The following is a 16,209-nucleotide window of genomic DNA, read 5'->3' on the forward strand; positions in this document are numbered from 1 at the left end:
CTTACGCCTCCATCTGTTGAATGCGGGTGGTGCGTGGCAGGCACACGAATTTGTCACCAGCCGTCAGAATGACGTCGACGCCGCGCGGGAAAATGGCGTTGTTCTCTGCCCATAACATAGGGAATATATCCGGCAGGCCTGAGGGGCTGATGATGTTGACGTGACGGATGCCGGGACCGGAAAGCAGCAGCTCGCGCCCGCCGTCGAGATCCGGCAATTCGATGATAAGTGTCGTCGAACGGTCGGGATATTCCTGGCTTCCCTGCGCGAAAAGACCAAAGGTCGCAATTGCACTTCCCGCCTCGATGACGGCGAAATGCGCCTCGCCCTTCTCCTCTGTGGTAACCGCTCCGGTATGAAATCCGATCCAGCCCGGCACCGTCGTTTTCCGCAGCGCGCTGCTCAGCCAGACCGGTGTGTCGTGGTCGCAGAGCGCGAGAAGAACGGCGCCGGTTGCCGCGCAAAGCGGCAGTGGCGGGGCAACCGCCGTTTCGATGGCCTGCGGCGTGCCTGGCCGGGCCATGCCATCCATGAGTTTCTTGAAAACCCGTTGTGAATCGAAAACGGCGTCGGAAAAGCCGCCCGTCAATGCTTCAGCCTTGACACCCATCAATCTTCTCCTCGCACCATGGTGAAGAAATCGACCCTCGTTGCGGCGGTTTCTTTCGTTTTCCGGTCTGTCTCCTCGGTCAGCCTTTTTTCAACGGGTGAAAGAAGCTCGGTTTCGATGAAGCCGCGCGTCGGGCTTTCCTGCCAGAGCGCGTCGAAAACCGCCGCATACCAGGCCTTTTTGCGGCCGGTGCCGAGCACATGCGCATGGCCGACTGTTCCGGAGGCAAGCTTGACGGTTGCCCTTGTCACGGTCGTTTCCCCGAGATTGAAGGGCGCACCGCCGCCGCCGATACGGCCCTTGACCATGACGAGGCCGGTTTCAGGCCCCCGCACGTTTTCCGTCTGCGGGCTGGCATCCTGCCGGTTCCAGACCGCCTCAAGTTCCTGAACGGTGGCGCGGGCAAGAAGTGCTGCCACCCGTTTCCTTTCCGTATGTAAATTCGCAGCTTCGTTATTCATCGCTTGACCTCTAGTGTCTATTGATATAGACAACTATACAATATAAGCTACAATTAACGTCGATGAATGACAAGCGTGTGACATGAGCCCTTCGGCAGCAATGAAAAGAAAGAACGGCGTGGCGCTCTGGCGGCAGATCGCCGACCGGATCAGAGGCGAGATCGCAGCGGGCGATCACGACGAAACCGGCATGTTGCCGCCGGAAATGGCGCTGGCCGAAAAATTCGGCGTCAACCGTCATACCGTCAGAAGCGCCATAGCCGCTCTTGCAAGCGAAGGCATTCTTGAGCCGATGCAGGGGCGCGGCACAATGATTGCCCGCAAGGAACGCCTGAGCTTTCCGATTTCACGCCGCACGCGGTTCACGGCGGGCATCGGCGATCAGGTGAAGGAAATGGAGGCGCTGCTTCTTTCCCATATGACCGAGCCGGCAAATGCCGATCTCGCAGCACGGCTCAAAGTGCAGCCCGGTGCGCCGCTCGTGCGTCTGGAAACCCTGCGCAAGGCCGACAACCGGCCGGTTTCCCGTTCCACCACATGGTTCCCGGCGGATCGTTTCGACGGGATCGGCGAGGCCTACCAAAAAAGCGGGTCGATCACCGCTGCCTTCGAAATGCTGGGCGTGGCGGATTATGTGCGCATCTCCACCGTCATTTCCGCAAGCCATGCGGATACGCAGGATCTGTCCGATCTCGAATTGTCGCCCGGCGCAATCCTGCTCGTCACCCAGGCGCTGAACGCTGATATGGATGGCATCCCGGTACAATACGCCATCAGCCGGTTCTCGGCCGATACGGTTGAGTTCACGGTGGAGAATTAACGCGCAAGCGTAGCCGGAAACTTTATTCCGTCTGCGAAAGTCCGAGCACATCCAGCATCGAATAGAAGCCCGGCTTCTTGTCGAGCGCCCATACAGCCGCCGTGATCGCGCCGCGTGCGAAGATGGAGCGGTCGCCGGCATAGTGGGAAAGCTCGACGCGCTCGCCCTCTCCGGCGAAGATCACCGAATGTTCACCGATCACCGAACCGCCGCGCAGCGTGGCAAAACCGATTGTGCCCGCTTCGCGCGCCCCCGTATGCCCGTCACGCACGCGGACGGAAGAGGTGGCGAGATCGACCTTGCGACCCGCCGCTGCCGCTTCGCCAAGCAAAAGCGCTGTTCCTGACGGCGCATCCACCTTGTGTTTGTGGTGCATTTCGAGGATTTCGATATCCCAGTTCTGCGCATCGAGAGCCTGGGCGGCCTGCTGCGTCAGGACGCTGAGCAGATTGACGCCGAGGCTCATATTGCCCGACTTGACGATGCGGGCATGGCGTGACGCCGCCTTGAATTTTTCCTCGTCGCCCAGCGAGCAACCCGTCGTGCCGATGACATGCACGATGCGGGCCTGCGCGGCCAACCCCGCGAAAGTGACGCTGGTTGCGGGAGAGGTGAAGTCGATCACCCCTTCCGCATGCAGGAAGGCCTGCAACGGATCGCTGGTGATTTCGACGCCAATCGGCCCGAGCCCTGCGATCTCGCCGGCATCGCGGCCAACAAAGGCTGAGCCTTCACGCGCGACGGCGGCATGCAGCGTGACACCCGGCGTCTGGTGAATGAGGCGGATCAGCGCCTGTCCCATGCGCCCGGCCGCGCCGACCACCACCAGTTTCATGCCGCTGCTGCTCATGCTTTCACTCACTTTTTCATGTCGGGCGGATCGAAACCCGCCGGTATCGGACGACTAGCCTTTGCAGCGGCGACGTTAAAGCCCGCCTGCCTGCTGCGCAAGCATCACATGGAACATGTCGATCGCAGGAGAACGATCACGCCCTCCAGCGCCGTCCGTCAAGCGAGAGACCGAAGTCGGAAGGCGTTCTCGAATAAGTTGCGAGCCCGGAAAGGGCCGCCTGCGGATGGGTGACGACGAAGGTGGGAATGGTCCGCATCAGGGCGCTGTGCGGCGCCTTGTCCTCGAACGCGGCCCGGAATTCGGGGCTTTTCAGCGCCGGAATGATCTTCTGCGAAATGCCGCCGGCCAGATAGACGCCGCCCTTGGCCATGAAGATCAGGGCAAGATCACCGGCCAGACGGCCGAGATAGGTGCTGAAAAGCGAAAGCGTTTCTTTCGCCTGTGCATTCTGGCCGGAAAGCCCCTGCGAGGTGATGTCCGCCGGATCGGAAAAGATCGGCTCTATACCATCGGCAGCACAGATAGCCCGATAAAGATTGACCAGTCCGCGCCCGCACAGGATCTGCTCGCCGGCGACGCGGCCCTCAATGGTTTCGATATGCGGAAAGACCGCATAGTCGCGCGCGCTTCTGGGGCCGATATCGACATGGCCACCTTCACCCGGAACGGGGAACCACATATGGCGGGCGTAAACCAGACCGGCGACGCCAAGGCCGGTGCCTGGTCCGAGAACCACGCGCGATGCCAGCATGTCTTTTTTGCCGGCGCCTATAGGCTCGCGATTGTCGTCGTCAAGCGCGGCGATTGCCAAGGCCTGCGCCTCGAAGTCGTTGATGACGATGACATCCTTCAGGCCGAGTTTCGCCAGCATATCCTTCGGTTTGACGACCCAATGGCAGTTGGTCAGCGGAATTTCGTCGCCTTCGATGGGGCCGGCGATCGCAAGGATGGTCGAGACCGGCTGAAGCGAGGTCTTGTCCAGAACCGCCTGCTGGATGGCGTCGTCAATTGTCGGATATTCCGCTGTTTTCACGGTGGTGAGGTGCACCGGTTCCGCAAAGGAATCGATCAGAATGGAAAAGCGGGCATTGGTGCCGCCGATGTCGCCAAGAAGGATCGGAAAGGAAAGATATTCGGTATCGGACGTCTTCGGCATTACCTGTTCCATGTTGGCGCGTCATTCGGCGAGGTTGAAGTCGATCAGGTTTTCTGCGGTGGCGCGATTGAGCGCCATGGGAATATCGTAAACCGTGGCAAGCCGGGTCAGGGCCTTCACATCCACATCATGCGGCATTGCCGTCAGCGGGTCGGTGAAGAAGATCAGCATATCCACTTCGCCGGTCGCAATCATCGCGCCGATCTGCTGGTCACCGCCAAGCGGGCCGCTCTTGAGGCGAATGACATCAAGCCCCGGACAGGCTTCCTGAACACGTCCGCCGGTCGTGCCGGTGGCGACGATCTTGAATCCGGATAGCGCCTTTTGATGGTGACGCGCGAAATCCGCCATATCGTCTTTTTTCTCGTCGTGAGCGATGAGCGCGATACAGCGTTGTCCTGCCATGTCCCCAGCCTGTCCCGGTAAAGAATTAAATCGATTTGAAGCCTTCTATAACAGCTTGCCGCCATTTGAAAAGGGAAGCTGTTGAATGCCGCATTTCTGTATCAGTTCAATGTCGGACGCTGGGTCGGAAGCGGAATATCCGAAGGCGGCTGTAGGGTCGGAGCGTTCTGAATGACCTGTTCGACGCTTTGCTGGCGCACGGCCTGAACCGGCGCGGGAGAATAGGCCTGCGCAGCAATACCCTCGGGGTTGGCGGAAGGGGCGGCAGCCACGGCGGCGCAGGCGGATGGCAGGTCGGAAACCATGACGGGGCGGGGTTTCACCGGTTTGGCATTGGGGTCCTTTTTCGGCGGCGCCCATGGTTCTTTCGTAAACCACCAGGCGAGCGACTTGTCGCAGCCATCGCCCTTGCCCACGGCCGCCTGCGGTTTGCAGTTCGGCGCGCCGGGCGGGCATTCGAGGCGAATGTGGAAATGTTCGTCATGCCCATAGATCGGCCTGATCTTGCCCATGAAGGTGCGGTCGCCGGTCCATGTCTGGCAAAGCTTCTGCTTGATGGCGGGGTTGACGAAGACGCGTTCCACCTGCGGATAGCTCGCCGCCATCATCACCAGACGGGCATTGAGCGGCGACCATTTGCGATCATCGACCGTCAAAAATTTGCTCTTGTCCAGCATGGAGATGAACGGCACCGTTTCGCGTTGCTCCACGCTCAGCCGGGGGTTAGGCATTGGCCGCCACCAGACATCCACATCGAGACCGATCTGGTGCGAGGCATGGCCGGTCAGCATCGGCCCGCCGCGCGGCTGGGAAATATCGCCGAGCAGCAATCCTGGCCAGCCGATTTTCTGGGCGTCCTGCGAAAATTGTTCGAGGAAGGAAATCAGCTGCGGCTGGCCCCAGCGCCGGTTGCGCGAAAGCCGCATGGCCTGCCAGCCGGGACCGTCGGTCGGCATGGCGATCGCGCCGGACTGGCAGCCCTTGGCATAGGAGCCGATCGGCTGCGAGGTTGCAGCCGAAGGCAGAGCCATGTGGCCAAACACTTCTTTCGCGGGCCTGTCTTCGGCCGAGGCGGTTTCCGCCTGCAATTGCACCGCAGAAACGACTGAAATCGCCAGCATGGCCGCCTTGAAAACTCTGGATGATCCCGCCGTCATATCGTCGTGCCCGTCCGATCAGATGATTCTCTTCCCCTTAAGATAAACTGGAACGGGATTTTGTTGAAACCATGTTTCACCTACTGACGCCAAAGCATGCGGATAAGGACGCCGATAAAGAGCTTGTGAGGCGGAACATCTGTTTTTTGACAATCTTTGTTTTATGCTCTCTCCAACAAACACGAAAACAGGGAACTTCCCGAATGATATTGGCACCATTGAAATCCCGCCTCCTCATCGCTCTTGCGGCATCTGCCGTGCTGATACCGGTGGTGGCATCCGCCCAGTCTGCAGATGTCTGGCGAAAGGGGATTTCGACGGTCGGGGAATTGAAGCATCCCGATGGCTTTGATCATTTCGACTATGTGAACACCAGGGCGCCGAAGGGCGGAACGCTGCGCCTGTCGACGACTGGAACCTTCGATACGCTCAATCCGCTTCTCGCCAAGGGTGAGGCTGCCACGGGCCTTTCCTTGGTTTTCGATACTCTGATGAAATCCACCGAAGAGGAACTCTCTGCCTCCTACGGTCTTCTCGCCGAGGGCGTAAGCTATCCGGATGACATTTCCAAAGCGACGTTCCGGCTGCGGGCGGAGGCAAAATGGGCAGACGGAAAGCCGGTGACGCCGGAGGATGTCGTCTTCAGCTTCGAAAAGGCCAAGGATCTCAGCCCGCAGCTTGCGACCTATTACACCCATGTCACCAAGGCGGAGGTGACGGGTGAAAGGGACATCACCTTCACTTTCGATGAAAAGAACAATCGCGAATTGCCGCAGATTGTCGGGCAATTGCTGATCGTTCCCAAGCACTGGTGGGAAGCCGCCGGCCCGGATGGCAAGCCGCGCGACATTTCACGCGGCACGCTGGAGCCGGTGATGGGGTCAGGCCCTTATAAAATCGCGTCCCTGTCTGCCGGTTCGACAATGACCTATGAACGCCGCGACGATTATTGGGGCAAGGACGTCAATGTGAATGTCGGCCTCAATAACTTCAAAACCATCGCCTACACCTTCTTCTCCGATCAGGATGTTGAATTCCAGGCCTTCAAGTCCGGCACCGTCGATTTCCGGCAGGAAGCCTCTTCCAGCCGCTGGGTAACGGGTTACGATTTCCCCGCGGTCAAGGAAGGCCGTGTCAAGAAAGAGGAATTGCCGAACATCTATCGCTCAGTCGGCATCATGCAGGCCTTCGTGCCGAACATGCGGCGGGAAAAGTTTCAGAGCCCGAAACTGCGCAAGGCGCTCAACTACGCCTTCGATTTCGAGGAGTTGAACCGGACGCTGGCTTACGGCCAGTTTCAGCGCATCAACAGCTTTTTCATGGGTAGCGAGCTGGCCTCTTCCGGCCTGCCGACCGGTCGCGAGCTGGAACTGCTTCAGGAGCTGAAGGACCAGGTTCCGCCAGAGGTCTTCACCACCGAGTACCGCAACCCGGTCGCGGGTGAACCCGCCAAGCAGCGTGACAATCTGCGCGAGGCGGTCAAGCTCATGAAGGAGGCCGGTTACGAGCTGCGCGGCAACCGCATGGTCAATGCGGCGAGCGGGCAACCGCTTGATATGGAGTTTCTGATCGATTCCGCCGGCATGGAAAGAACCATCCTGCCCTATGTCCAGAACCTGAAGAAGATCGGCATCAACGCGACCATCCGCACGGTCGACGCCTCGCAATACACCAACCGCACCCGCAGCTTCGATTATGACGTGATCGTCAAGCTCTGGGCGACCTCGGCCAATCCCGGAAACGAGCAGGCGGATTTCTGGGGTTCGGCGGCAGCCGACCGGCAGGGGTCCAACAATCTCGCCGGCATCAAGAACCCCGCCGTCGATGCTCTGGTCAGAAAGGTCATATTTGCGCCCAACCGGGATGAGCAGGTGGCCGCCGCACGCGCGCTCGACCGGGTGCTTCTGGCAAACAGCTATGTCATACCGCAATTTTACCGCGGCGAGATGTTCATCGCTTACTGGAACACGCTCATCCGTCCGGAAAACCTGCCGCAATATGGTGTCGGTTTTCCGGAAGCATGGTGGTCCAGCCAGGCGGCGAACTGACGCCACCCTTGCTTTCGCGCCGAAGGCTTGATTCACATAGGGCGAGACGAATCGCTCAAAGCGCGCAGGCAAGCGCTTTCAGGAAAGGACCGGGTTTGACAGAAACGAAGACCGCTGACGTATCGGCCGGGAGCAAGGGCTGATGGGCGCCTATATCCTCAGACGTCTGGCGCTGATGATCCCGACCATCATCGGCATTATGGGCATTTCGTTTCTCGTCATCCAGTTCGCGCCGGGCGGGCCGGTGGAACAGGTCGTGGCCCAGCTGACAGGGCAGGGCGACAGTGCGTCCGACCGGCTCTCTGGCGGCGGCGATCTTATGGGACAGTCGGGTGGTTTCGATGAAAGCGGCTCGAAATATCGCGGCGCTCAGGGTCTCGATCCTGAGCTGATCGCCAAGCTTGAGAAACAATTCGGTTTCGACAAGCCGCCTTTGACCCGCTTTCTCGAAATGATGTGGAATTATATCCGCTTTGATTTCGGCGACAGCTTCTTCCGCAATTCCTCGGTGATCGATCTCATCATCGACAAGCTGCCGGTTTCGGCGTCGCTCGGTTTCTGGATTTTGATCATTTCCTACATCATCTCCATTCCGCTCGGCATCAAGAAAGCCGTTTCCGACGGCTCGACCTTTGATATCTGGACATCCGGCATCATCATCATCGGTTATGCCGTGCCGAGCTTCCTGTTCGGCATTCTTCTCATCGTTCTCTTCGCCGGCGGATCGTTCTTCGATTGGTTCCCGCTGCGCGGTCTTGTGTCCGACAATTTTGCCGATCTGAACTGGTGGCAGAAGATCATCGACTATTTCTGGCACCTGACCCTGCCGCTCATCGCGCTCTCGCTTTCGGCTTTCGCAACGACGACGCTTCTGACGAAGAATTCCTTCATCGACGAGATCAAGAAGCAATATGTCATCACTGCCCGCGCCAAGGGTCTTACTGAGCGCAAGGTGCTGTATGGCCATGTCTTCCGCAACGCGATGCTGATCGTGATCGCCGGTTTCCCGGGCGCCTTCATCTCGGCCTTCTTCACCGGGTCGCTGCTGATCGAGAATATCTTCTCGCTGGATGGCCTTGGCCGCCTCGGTTACCTCTCGGTCGTCAATCGTGACTATCCGATCGTGTTCGGCACGCTCTTCATCTTCTCGCTGATGGGCCTCGTGGTCAGCCTCCTATCCGACCTCATCTACACATGGATCGATCCGCGCATCGATTTCGAGCGGAGGGACGTGTGATGACGCTTGCCCACACCGCCGCAACGGAAACGATGGTGAAGCCGAAACGCCCATGGTTTTCGCCGACCACCAAGCGCCGCTGGCAGAATTTCAAGGCGAACCGGCGCGGTTACTGGTCCTTCTGGCTGTTCCTGATCCTGTTTTTCCTCAGCCTGATCGCGGAATTCATCGCCAATGACAAACCCATTCTCGCCTCTTACAAGGGTGAGATTCTGGTGCCGGTCATGGTCGATTATCCGGAAGAAAAGTTCGGCGGGTTCCTTGCCCAGACCGACTACAAATCCTCCTTCATTCAGGACGAGATCAACGCCAATGGCTGGATGATCTGGCCGCCGATCCGTTATTCCTACCAGACGGTCAATTCCAATATTCCGCATTCCGCGCCGACTGCGCCTTTCTGGCTGATGGATGAAAAAGACCGCTGCTCCGCCTACCCGCAGGGCAATGCCGATCCCGGCTGCACGCTCGGCAATCTCAACTGGCTCGGAACCGACAATCAGGCGCGCGATGTCACGGCGCGGATGATCTATGGTTTCCGTATCTCCGTTCTGTTCGGCCTGACGCTGACGATCGCGTCGGCTCTCGTCGGGGTGACTGCGGGCGCAATCCAGGGCTATTTCGGCGGCTGGACAGACCTTCTGTTGCAGCGTTTTATCGAAATCTGGTCGTCCATGCCGGTGCTTTACATCCTGCTCATCATCGCAGCCATTCTGCCGCCGGGCTTCTTCGTTCTGCTCGGCATCATGCTGCTGTTCTCATGGGTCGGCTTCGTCGGCATCGTGCGGGCGGAATTCCTGCGCGCCAGAAACTTCGAATACGTCCGTGCCGCCCGCGCCCTTGGCGTCGGCAACTGGACGATCATGTTCCGGCACCTCCTGCCCAACGCCATGGTGGCAACGCTGACTTTCCTTCCGTTCATCCTTTCCGGTTCGATCACCACCTTGACCTCGCTCGATTTCCTCGGCTTCGGCATGCCACCGGGATCGCCGTCGCTGGGCGAGATGATCGCGCAGGGCAAAAACAATCTTCAGGCGCCCTGGCTTGGCCTCACGGCCTTCTTCACCATGTCCATCATGCTGTCGCTCCTCATCTTCGTCGGCGAGGCGGTGCGAGACGCCTTCGACCCACGCAAGACGTTCCGGTGATCGCCATGATGGAAACCAAGACCCAACCGCTTCTCTCCGTCCGGGATCTTTCCGTCGCCTTCCATCAGGGCGGCGCGACGAGCGTCGCCGTCGATCAGGTCTCCTTCGATCTGATGCCGGGCGAAGTCGTCGCTCTCGTCGGCGAGTCGGGTTCCGGCAAATCGGTGACGGCGAACTCCATCCTCAAATTGCTGCCCTATCCGGCGGCGAGCCATCCTTCGGGCAAAATCCTGTTCGACGGCAAGGATATGCTGACCCTGCCGGAACGCGCTCTGCGCGCCGTTCGCGGCAACGACATCACCATGATTTTCCAGGAGCCGATGACGTCGCTCAACCCGCTCCACACCATCGAGCGGCAGATCGGCGAAATCCTCGAGCTGCATCAGGCGATCACCGGCGCGGAGGCGCGGGCGCGCACACTGGAACTGTTGCTGCAGGTTGGCATCCGCGAGCCGGAAAAGCGGCTGAAGGCCTATCCGCATGAATTGTCCGGCGGCCAGCGGCAGCGCGTGATGATTGCCATGGCGCTCGCCAACCGGCCGAAATTGCTGATCGCCGATGAACCGACGACCGCACTCGATGTAACCGTTCAGGCGCAGATCCTTGAACTGTTGAGTGATCTCAAGACCCGTCACGGCATGTCCATGCTGTTCATCACCCACGACCTCGGCATCGTGCGCAAGTTTGCCGATCGTGTCTGCGTCATGACCAAGGGCAAGATCGTCGAAACAGGCACAGTGGAACAGGTGTTTACCGATCCGCAACACGCCTATACCCGCCATCTTCTGGCAGCCGAACCCAAGGGCGAGCCGCCGCTTTCCGATACCAGCAAATCCGTGGTCATGCAGGGCGACGACATAAAGGTCTGGTTCCCGATCAAGGCGGGGCTGATGCGCCGGGTGATCGACCATGTGAAGGCGGTCGACGGTATCGATATCACACTGCGCGCCGGACAGACGGTTGGCGTGGTGGGCGAATCCGGCTCCGGCAAGACGACGCTCGGTCTCGCCCTTTCGCGGCTGATCGCCTCTGAGGGACGTATCAGCTTCATCGGCCAGTCAATCGACAGCTATTCCTATGAGATGATGAAGCCGCTCAGAAACCGGCTTCAGGTGGTGTTTCAGGATCCTTACGGCTCGCTCAGCCCGCGCATGTCGGTGGGCGAAATCGTCGCCGAGGGCCTGAAAGTGCATGAGCGGCAACTTTCCGCCGATGAGCGCGATACCCGTGTCGCCCAGGCATTGGACGAGGTTGGCCTCGACCCGGCAACGCGCTGGCGGTATCCGCATGAATTTTCCGGCGGCCAGCGCCAGCGTATCGCCATTGCCCGTGCGATGGTATTGAAACCCCGTTTCGTCATGCTGGACGAGCCGACATCGGCGCTCGACATGAGCGTGCAGGCACAGGTGGTCGATCTCTTGCGCGATCTTCAGGCCAAGCATGAGCTCGCCTATCTCTTCATCAGCCACGACCTGAAGGTGGTGAAGGCGCTTGCAAACGACGTCATTGTCATGCGCAACGGCAAGGTGGTGGAGAGCGGCCCGGCGGCGGAGATATTCGCTGATCCGCAACAGGAATATACCAGGGCTCTCCTGGCGGCAGCCTTCAATATCGAGGCCGTTGAGACAAAAGCGGTGAGCCAGTAGGCGTATCGCTGTTTCTATTAAGGCGATGATTTTTCTGTTGCTTTGCGCAAAATGCCGACCCATGTTGCGGGGACGAGATACGCAAACGGATTGAATGCCATGGCAGCGGATGTGATCGTTTTGGGGGCGGGGATCATCGGGGTCTCCGTCGCTTTGCAACTGGCCCGCAGGGGTAAATCGGTCGTACTGGTGGACCGGCGGGGCCCGGGTGAGGAAACCTCCTTCGGCAATGCCGGACTGATCCAGAGAGAGGGTGTCGTCCCTTACGCCTTTCCGCAGGAGGTCAGCCGGCTGCTGCGCTATTCCCTGAACAACAGCATCGATGCCCGTTATCACCTCTCTGCTTTGCCGAAGATCGCGCCCTTTCTCGGCCGTTACTGGTACAATTCCGCAGCCACGCGGCACGCAGCGATTGCCCGCGCCTATGCGCCGCTGATTGAGCATTCGGTCTCCGAACACAGCATTTTGATCGATGAGGCGAAGGCCGGCGATCTCATCGTCAAGAACGGCTGGATGGAGGCCTATAGAACCGCTGCAAGGCGGGATGCAGACTATGCCTTCGCCGAGCGTCTGGCGCGTGACCACGGTATTTCCCACACGAAACTCGGGGCCGAAGAACTCGCAACCGCCGAACCGCATCTAAGCCGCGATTTCGTCGGTGGTCTGAAATGGGACGATCCCTGGTCGGTGCGTGATCCGCACGCGCTGACACTGGCCTATGTCAAACTGTTCGAAAGTCTCGGCGGAACCTTTGTCCGCGGCGATGCCTCCACCCTCAGCCAGACGGTGAGCGGGTGGACGGTGCGTACGGAGACCGGCGCGGTCGAGGCCGAACATGCCGTCGTCGCACTTGGCCCCTGGGCGGATACGGTGACGGAACGCCTGGGTTACCGCTTTCCGCTCGGTGTGAAGCGTGGCTATCACATGCATTATGCGCCGCAGGAGGGCACAAAGCTTAACAACTGGCTGATCGATGCGGAGCGTGGTTATTTTCTGGCGCCGATGCGAAAGGGCATTCGCCTGACGACGGGCGCGGAATTTGCCGAACGCGATGCGCCGAAATCTCCGGTGCAGATCGAGCGGGCGGAACGGGTGGCGCGCACGGTCTTTCCTCTTGGCGGCAGGCTGGATGCAGAACCGTGGATGGGTGCGCGCCCCTGCACGCCGGATATGATGCCGATCATCGGAAAGGCGCCAAGGCACAGGACATTGTGGCTCGCCTTCGGGCATGCCCATCACGGCCTCACACTCGGACCCATCACCGGCCGCGTGCTGGCGGAAACCATGCTGGGGGAAACGCCTGTTATCGCCATCGACGCCTATCGCCCGGAAAGGTTCAATCCCTGATAGCCGAATCCGCTGGCCTTCCTGCGGCGGGCCACGTAACATGGGCTTATCCAAGGGGAAAAGGGGCAAGCGTCATCATGACGGCGAGGTTTCTCATCTATCAGCAGCAGGACGATTTTCGTTAGCGAAGCGCTTCCGCGCGCGAAACAGAAGAGAAACGGCCTGCTGGTGCATGATGGATGATATTGAAAACGCAAAGAAATTTTTCGCCGATAACCCCGATATCGAAATTCTCGAAGCTTTTGTCATAGATGCGAACGGCGTGCCGCGCGGCAAATGGATTCCGCGCGAAAGGGCGATCGACGTTCTTGAAAAGGGAATGGCGATCCCGCGTTCGGTCTATGCACTGGATATCTGGGGCCGCGATGTACACGCCGCGGGCCTTGCTGAAGGTACGGGCGATCCGGACGGGTTCTGCTTTCCTGTTCCCGGCACCCTGTCGCGGGTGACATGGCTTGGCCGACCGACCGCGCAAGTCCTGCTCGCGATGAAAAATCCGGACGGAACAGGGTTTTACGGCGATCCGCGCAATGTCTTGGCACGGGTGCTGGAAGCCTACAAAAAGGCTGGCCTCACGCCGGTTGTGGCGACGGAACTCGAATTTTACCTGATCGACCCGGTCCGCTCCGCGCTCGATCCCGTTCGTCCGCCCCATAGTCGCGAAGGCCGGTGGCATACCGGCCAGACACAGGTTCTGTCGATTTCCGAATTGCAGGATTTCGAGGACGTCTTCCACGATATCGCCACGGCCTGCCGGGCGCAGGGTGTGCTTGCCGATACGACGCTGCGCGAAAACGGCCCGGGACAATATGAGATCAACCTCAATCATGTACCCGATGCGTTGCAGGCTGCGGATTTTGCCGTCTTCCTGAAGCGCATCGTCAAGGGTGTGGCGCGGCGTCATGATCTCGATGCCACCTTCATGGCCAAGCCTTACGGGTTGCAGGCCGGTAATGGCATGCATGTCCATTTTTCCGTCCTCGATAAGGACGGCAGGAATATCTACGCCGGAGAAAACGGCCCGTCGGATGCGCTGATGCATTCGGTTGGCGGCCTGTTGGAAAACATGGGGGAAAGCATGGCGATCTTCGCTCCCCATGCCAATTCATATCGTCGCCTGACGCCGAGCGAACATGCGCCCACCTACGCCTCCTGGGGCATCGACAACCGCTCGGCGGCGGTGCGCGTCATCGTCGCCAGCAAGGCCGCAACGCGTATCGAACACCGCGTGGCCGGCGCCGATACCAATCCCTATCTCGTCGTCGCGATGATCCTGAGTGCGGCACTTGCCGGCATGAAGGAAAAACGCCAGCCCGGCGGCGCGATTTCCGGCGACAGCCATGCCATCAATCACGAACCTTTGCCCACCAACTGGGACTACGCCCTGCAGCGTTTCACACGCTCCAGCTTCGCTTATGCGACGCTTGGCCAGCGCTACCGTACGCTGTTTTCCGCCTGCAAACAGCAGGAGCTTTCCGAATTTTCCCTGCGTGTAACCGACGTCGAATATGACGCCTATATCAGGACGGTGTGAGATGGCTGAGGTGACGAACATACCCAATCCCGGCCACACCTCCTCCTGGTATGCGGCCTCCGCCAATGTCAAATCCGTGCGGCCCTCGCTTGAAGGCGCACTGGAAGCCGATGTCTGCGTCATCGGCGGCGGCTTTACCGGCATTTCCGCCGCTCTCGAACTTTCCGAACGTGGCTATTCGGTCATCGTGCTGGAAGGCGTGCGGGTCGGTTTTGGCGCTTCGGGCCGCAATGGCGGCCAGATCGTCAATGGTTATAGCCGCGATCTCGAAACCATTGCCGGTCGCTACGGGCATGACAAGGCGGTGAGGCTCGGTGAAATGTCGCTGGAAGGCGGCGCGATCATCCGCAGCCGCATCGCGAAATACGCCATCGATTGCGATCTTGTCGATGGCGGCTTCTTCGCAGCCTTTACGCCAAAACAGATCCGCGAGATGGAGGCCCATAAGGCCCATTGGGAAAAACACGGCCATGGCGGGCTTGAAATGGTCGCCAAGGCCGATGTCGGAAAATATGTGCAGACCGATCGTTATGCCGGCGGCATGATCGACCGTTTCGGTGGCCACATCCATCCGCTCAATCTGGTGCAGGGGGAAGCGGCGGCGGCCGAAAGTCTCGGTGCGCGCATATTCGAGAATTCGCGGGTTATTTCGGTGGAGCAGGGCGCAAATCCGGTTGTGCGCACGGCGACGGGCAGCGTGAAGGCGAAATATGTTCTCGTCTGCGGCAACGCCTATCTCGGCAAGTTGCTGCCGGAAATCGGTGACCGCATGATGCCGGTCTCAAGTCAGGTCATGGCGACGGAGCCGCTTGATGCCGACCTGATCGAGGAACTTCTGCCCGCAAATTATTGCGTGGAGGATGCGAATTACATTCTCGATTATTATCGCCGCACCTCCGACAATCGCCTGCTCTATGGCGGCGGTATCGGTTATGGCGGCAGCGACCCGGCGGATCTGACCGGCGTTATCCGCCCGAACATGCTCAAAACCTTCCCGCAACTTGAAAAGACGAAGATCGACTTCGCCTGGAGCGGCAATTTCGCGCTGACGCTGACGCGCATCCCGCATATGGGCAAGCTATCGGACAATGTCTATTTTTCACACGGCGACAGCGGCCATGGCGTCACCACCACGCATTTGCTGGGCAAGATACTGGGCGAGGCCGTTGCGGGCCACGCCGAGCGTTTCGATGTCTGGAGTTCCCTGCCGAACTATCCGTTCCCGGGCGGCAAGACGTTCCGTGTGCCGCTGACCGTGCTTGGCGCATGGTGGTACGGCATGCGCGACAGGCTCGGATTTTAAAACGTCACCGCTTTCAAACCGGCAAGTGCGTTGTTCGCAATATCCTCGGGCGTGGCGTCGATGCTGACGGTCACGACACCCGGTTCGCCGGTCGGCACTTCCAGCGTGGCAAGCTGGGTCTGGAGCAGCGAGAGCGGCATGAAGTGGCCCTTGCGTTCGCCCATGCGCCCGCTGAGGAGTTCGAGGCTGCCATCCAGATAAACGAAAGCGAGCGGGCCGCCGGTAGCCTCGCGAAGGCGGTCGCGGTAGATTTTCTTGAGCGCCGAGCAGGAAACGACGACACCATTGTTTTCATAGCCCTTGCGCAATTCTGCGCCGATCACGTCCAGCCACGGCCAGCGATCGTCGTCGGTCAGCGGAATGCCGTCGGACATTTTGTCGATATTGGATTTAGGGTGAAGCTTGTCGCCCTCAATAAAGGCAACGCCCAGTTTTTCCGCCAGTTCCTCTGCGACCGTGGACTTGCCAGAGCCGCTCACTCCCATCA

At 59.6% G+C, this 16,209-nt stretch carries 15 protein-coding genes; 8 read left to right on the forward strand and 7 right to left on the reverse strand.

The features are described 5' to 3' along the window. Position 1: 1 nt before the first annotated feature. Together phnH and phnG are read right to left on the reverse strand one after the other, a co-directional pair. A complete protein-coding gene (gene phnH / locus JZY08_RS14455) occupies positions 2 to 610 on the reverse strand; it encodes a phosphonate C-P lyase system protein PhnH (RefSeq protein ID WP_164056367.1) in 609 nt (202 codons plus the stop codon). Continuing rightward, entirely contained in the window at positions 610 to 1,071 is a 462-nt protein-coding gene (phnG, locus tag JZY08_RS14460; RefSeq protein WP_035241421.1) for a phosphonate C-P lyase system protein PhnG, read from the reverse strand. The genes phnH and phnG overlap by 1 nt, the downstream gene beginning before the upstream one ends. 82 nt (positions 1,072 to 1,153) lie before the next feature. Between phnG and phnF the strand changes: the two genes are divergently transcribed. Continuing rightward, entirely contained in the window at positions 1,154 to 1,891 is a 738-nt protein-coding gene (gene phnF / locus JZY08_RS14465) for a phosphonate metabolism transcriptional regulator PhnF (RefSeq protein WP_003493193.1), read from the forward strand. Positions 1,892 to 1,913: 22 nt separating this feature from the next. On the opposite strand, the gene dapB is transcribed toward phnF, so the two are convergent. The 4 genes from dapB to mepA all read right to left on the reverse strand — a co-directional run bounded on the left by dapB (position 1,914) and on the right by mepA (position 5,462). Next, positions 1,914 to 2,741, reverse strand: coding sequence for a 4-hydroxy-tetrahydrodipicolinate reductase (dapB, locus tag JZY08_RS14470; protein ID WP_035241424.1), 828 nt, complete (start codon positions 2,739 to 2,741; stop codon positions 1,914 to 1,916). A gap of 136 nt (positions 2,742 to 2,877) precedes the next feature. Beyond that, the gene (locus JZY08_RS14475; RefSeq protein WP_137038488.1) at positions 2,878 to 3,900 is read right to left on the reverse strand and encodes a glucokinase; all 1,023 of its coding nucleotides are present in this window, start codon (positions 3,898 to 3,900) and stop codon (positions 2,878 to 2,880) included. Positions 3,901 to 3,921: 21 nt separating this feature from the next. After that, the gene (locus JZY08_RS14480; protein ID WP_003493198.1) at positions 3,922 to 4,305 is read right to left on the reverse strand and encodes a methylglyoxal synthase; all 384 of its coding nucleotides are present in this window, start codon (positions 4,303 to 4,305) and stop codon (positions 3,922 to 3,924) included. A gap of 101 nt (positions 4,306 to 4,406) precedes the next feature. Then, positions 4,407 to 5,462, reverse strand: coding sequence for a penicillin-insensitive murein endopeptidase (gene mepA, locus JZY08_RS14485; RefSeq protein WP_082183451.1), 1,056 nt, complete (start codon positions 5,460 to 5,462; stop codon positions 4,407 to 4,409). A 203-nt stretch (positions 5,463 to 5,665) separates the two neighbouring features. Here mepA and JZY08_RS14490 point away from each other — a divergent pair, with 203 nt between their 5' ends. The 7 genes from JZY08_RS14490 to JZY08_RS14520 all read left to right on the forward strand — a co-directional run bounded on the left by JZY08_RS14490 (position 5,666) and on the right by JZY08_RS14520 (position 15,722). Then, the gene (locus JZY08_RS14490; RefSeq protein WP_216330512.1) at positions 5,666 to 7,510 is read left to right on the forward strand and encodes an extracellular solute-binding protein; all 1,845 of its coding nucleotides are present in this window, start codon (positions 5,666 to 5,668) and stop codon (positions 7,508 to 7,510) included. Between the two features lie 142 nt (positions 7,511 to 7,652). Continuing rightward, positions 7,653 to 8,747 carry a microcin C ABC transporter permease YejB gene (locus JZY08_RS14495; protein WP_003493203.1) on the forward strand — a complete coding sequence of 365 codons (1,095 nt, stop codon included), beginning with the start codon at positions 7,653 to 7,655 and terminating at the stop codon, positions 8,745 to 8,747. Further along, positions 8,747 to 9,892: an ABC transporter permease gene (locus JZY08_RS14500; RefSeq protein ID WP_216330513.1), complete on the forward strand. Its 1,146-nt coding sequence runs from the start codon at positions 8,747 to 8,749 to the stop codon at positions 9,890 to 9,892. The genes JZY08_RS14495 and JZY08_RS14500 overlap by 1 nt, the downstream gene beginning before the upstream one ends. Before the next feature lie 5 nt (positions 9,893 to 9,897). Beyond that, positions 9,898 to 11,538 carry an ABC transporter ATP-binding protein gene (locus JZY08_RS14505; RefSeq protein ID WP_216330514.1) on the forward strand — a complete coding sequence of 547 codons (1,641 nt, stop codon included), beginning with the start codon at positions 9,898 to 9,900 and terminating at the stop codon, positions 11,536 to 11,538. A gap of 99 nt (positions 11,539 to 11,637) precedes the next feature. Then, complete coding sequence (locus JZY08_RS14510) at positions 11,638 to 12,885, forward strand: FAD-binding oxidoreductase (RefSeq protein ID WP_216330515.1); 1,248 nt, start codon at positions 11,638 to 11,640, stop codon at positions 12,883 to 12,885. 172 nt (positions 12,886 to 13,057) lie between these two features. Next, positions 13,058 to 14,419, forward strand: a complete 1,362-nt coding sequence (locus tag JZY08_RS14515) for a glutamine synthetase family protein (RefSeq protein WP_216330516.1) — start codon at positions 13,058 to 13,060, stop codon at positions 14,417 to 14,419. Position 14,420: 1 nt separating this feature from the next. After that, positions 14,421 to 15,722, forward strand: a complete 1,302-nt coding sequence (locus JZY08_RS14520) for an FAD-binding oxidoreductase (protein WP_216330517.1) — start codon at positions 14,421 to 14,423, stop codon at positions 15,720 to 15,722. Here JZY08_RS14520 and JZY08_RS14525 read toward each other — a convergent pair. Next, on the reverse strand, positions 15,719 to 16,207 hold the full coding sequence (locus JZY08_RS14525; protein WP_216331567.1) for a gluconokinase: 489 nt from the start codon (positions 16,205 to 16,207) through the stop codon (positions 15,719 to 15,721). The genes JZY08_RS14520 and JZY08_RS14525 overlap by 4 nt on opposite strands. Positions 16,208 to 16,209: the final 2 nt, after the last annotated feature.

The sequence above is a fragment of the Rhizobium sp. X9 genome (genome assembly GCF_018873185.1).
Lineage (GTDB): Bacteria > Pseudomonadota > Alphaproteobacteria > Rhizobiales > Rhizobiaceae > Agrobacterium > Agrobacterium oryzihabitans.

What these genes read in the sequence shown, in the direction of transcription:
- JZY08_RS14480 (WP_003493198.1), bottom strand. Translation starts at nt 4,305, where the DNA reads ATGGCAGGACAACGCTGTATCGCGCTCATCGCTCACGACGAGAAAAAA.
- phnF (WP_003493193.1), top strand. Translation starts at nt 1,154, where the DNA reads ATGAGCCCTTCGGCAGCAATGAAAAGAAAGAACGGCGTGGCGCTCTGG.
- JZY08_RS14505 (WP_216330514.1), top strand. Translation starts at nt 9,898, where the DNA reads ATGATGGAAACCAAGACCCAACCGCTTCTCTCCGTCCGGGATCTTTCC.
- JZY08_RS14490 (WP_216330512.1), top strand. Translation starts at nt 5,666, where the DNA reads ATGATATTGGCACCATTGAAATCCCGCCTCCTCATCGCTCTTGCGGCA.
- JZY08_RS14525 (WP_216331567.1), bottom strand. Translation starts at nt 16,207, where the DNA reads ATGGGAGTGAGCGGCTCTGGCAAGTCCACGGTCGCAGAGGAACTGGCG.
- JZY08_RS14500 (WP_216330513.1), top strand. Translation starts at nt 8,747, where the DNA reads ATGACGCTTGCCCACACCGCCGCAACGGAAACGATGGTGAAGCCGAAA.
- JZY08_RS14475 (WP_137038488.1), bottom strand. Translation starts at nt 3,900, where the DNA reads ATGCCGAAGACGTCCGATACCGAATATCTTTCCTTTCCGATCCTTCTT.
- dapB (WP_035241424.1), bottom strand. Translation starts at nt 2,741, where the DNA reads ATGAGCAGCAGCGGCATGAAACTGGTGGTGGTCGGCGCGGCCGGGCGC.
- JZY08_RS14495 (WP_003493203.1), top strand. Translation starts at nt 7,653, where the DNA reads ATGGGCGCCTATATCCTCAGACGTCTGGCGCTGATGATCCCGACCATC.
- JZY08_RS14510 (WP_216330515.1), top strand. Translation starts at nt 11,638, where the DNA reads ATGGCAGCGGATGTGATCGTTTTGGGGGCGGGGATCATCGGGGTCTCC.
- phnG (WP_035241421.1), bottom strand. Translation starts at nt 1,071, where the DNA reads ATGAATAACGAAGCTGCGAATTTACATACGGAAAGGAAACGGGTGGCA.
- JZY08_RS14515 (WP_216330516.1), top strand. Translation starts at nt 13,058, where the DNA reads ATGATGGATGATATTGAAAACGCAAAGAAATTTTTCGCCGATAACCCC.
- JZY08_RS14520 (WP_216330517.1), top strand. Translation starts at nt 14,421, where the DNA reads ATGGCTGAGGTGACGAACATACCCAATCCCGGCCACACCTCCTCCTGG.
- mepA (WP_082183451.1), bottom strand. Translation starts at nt 5,462, where the DNA reads ATGACGGCGGGATCATCCAGAGTTTTCAAGGCGGCCATGCTGGCGATT.
- phnH (WP_164056367.1), bottom strand. Translation starts at nt 610, where the DNA reads ATGGGTGTCAAGGCTGAAGCATTGACGGGCGGCTTTTCCGACGCCGTT.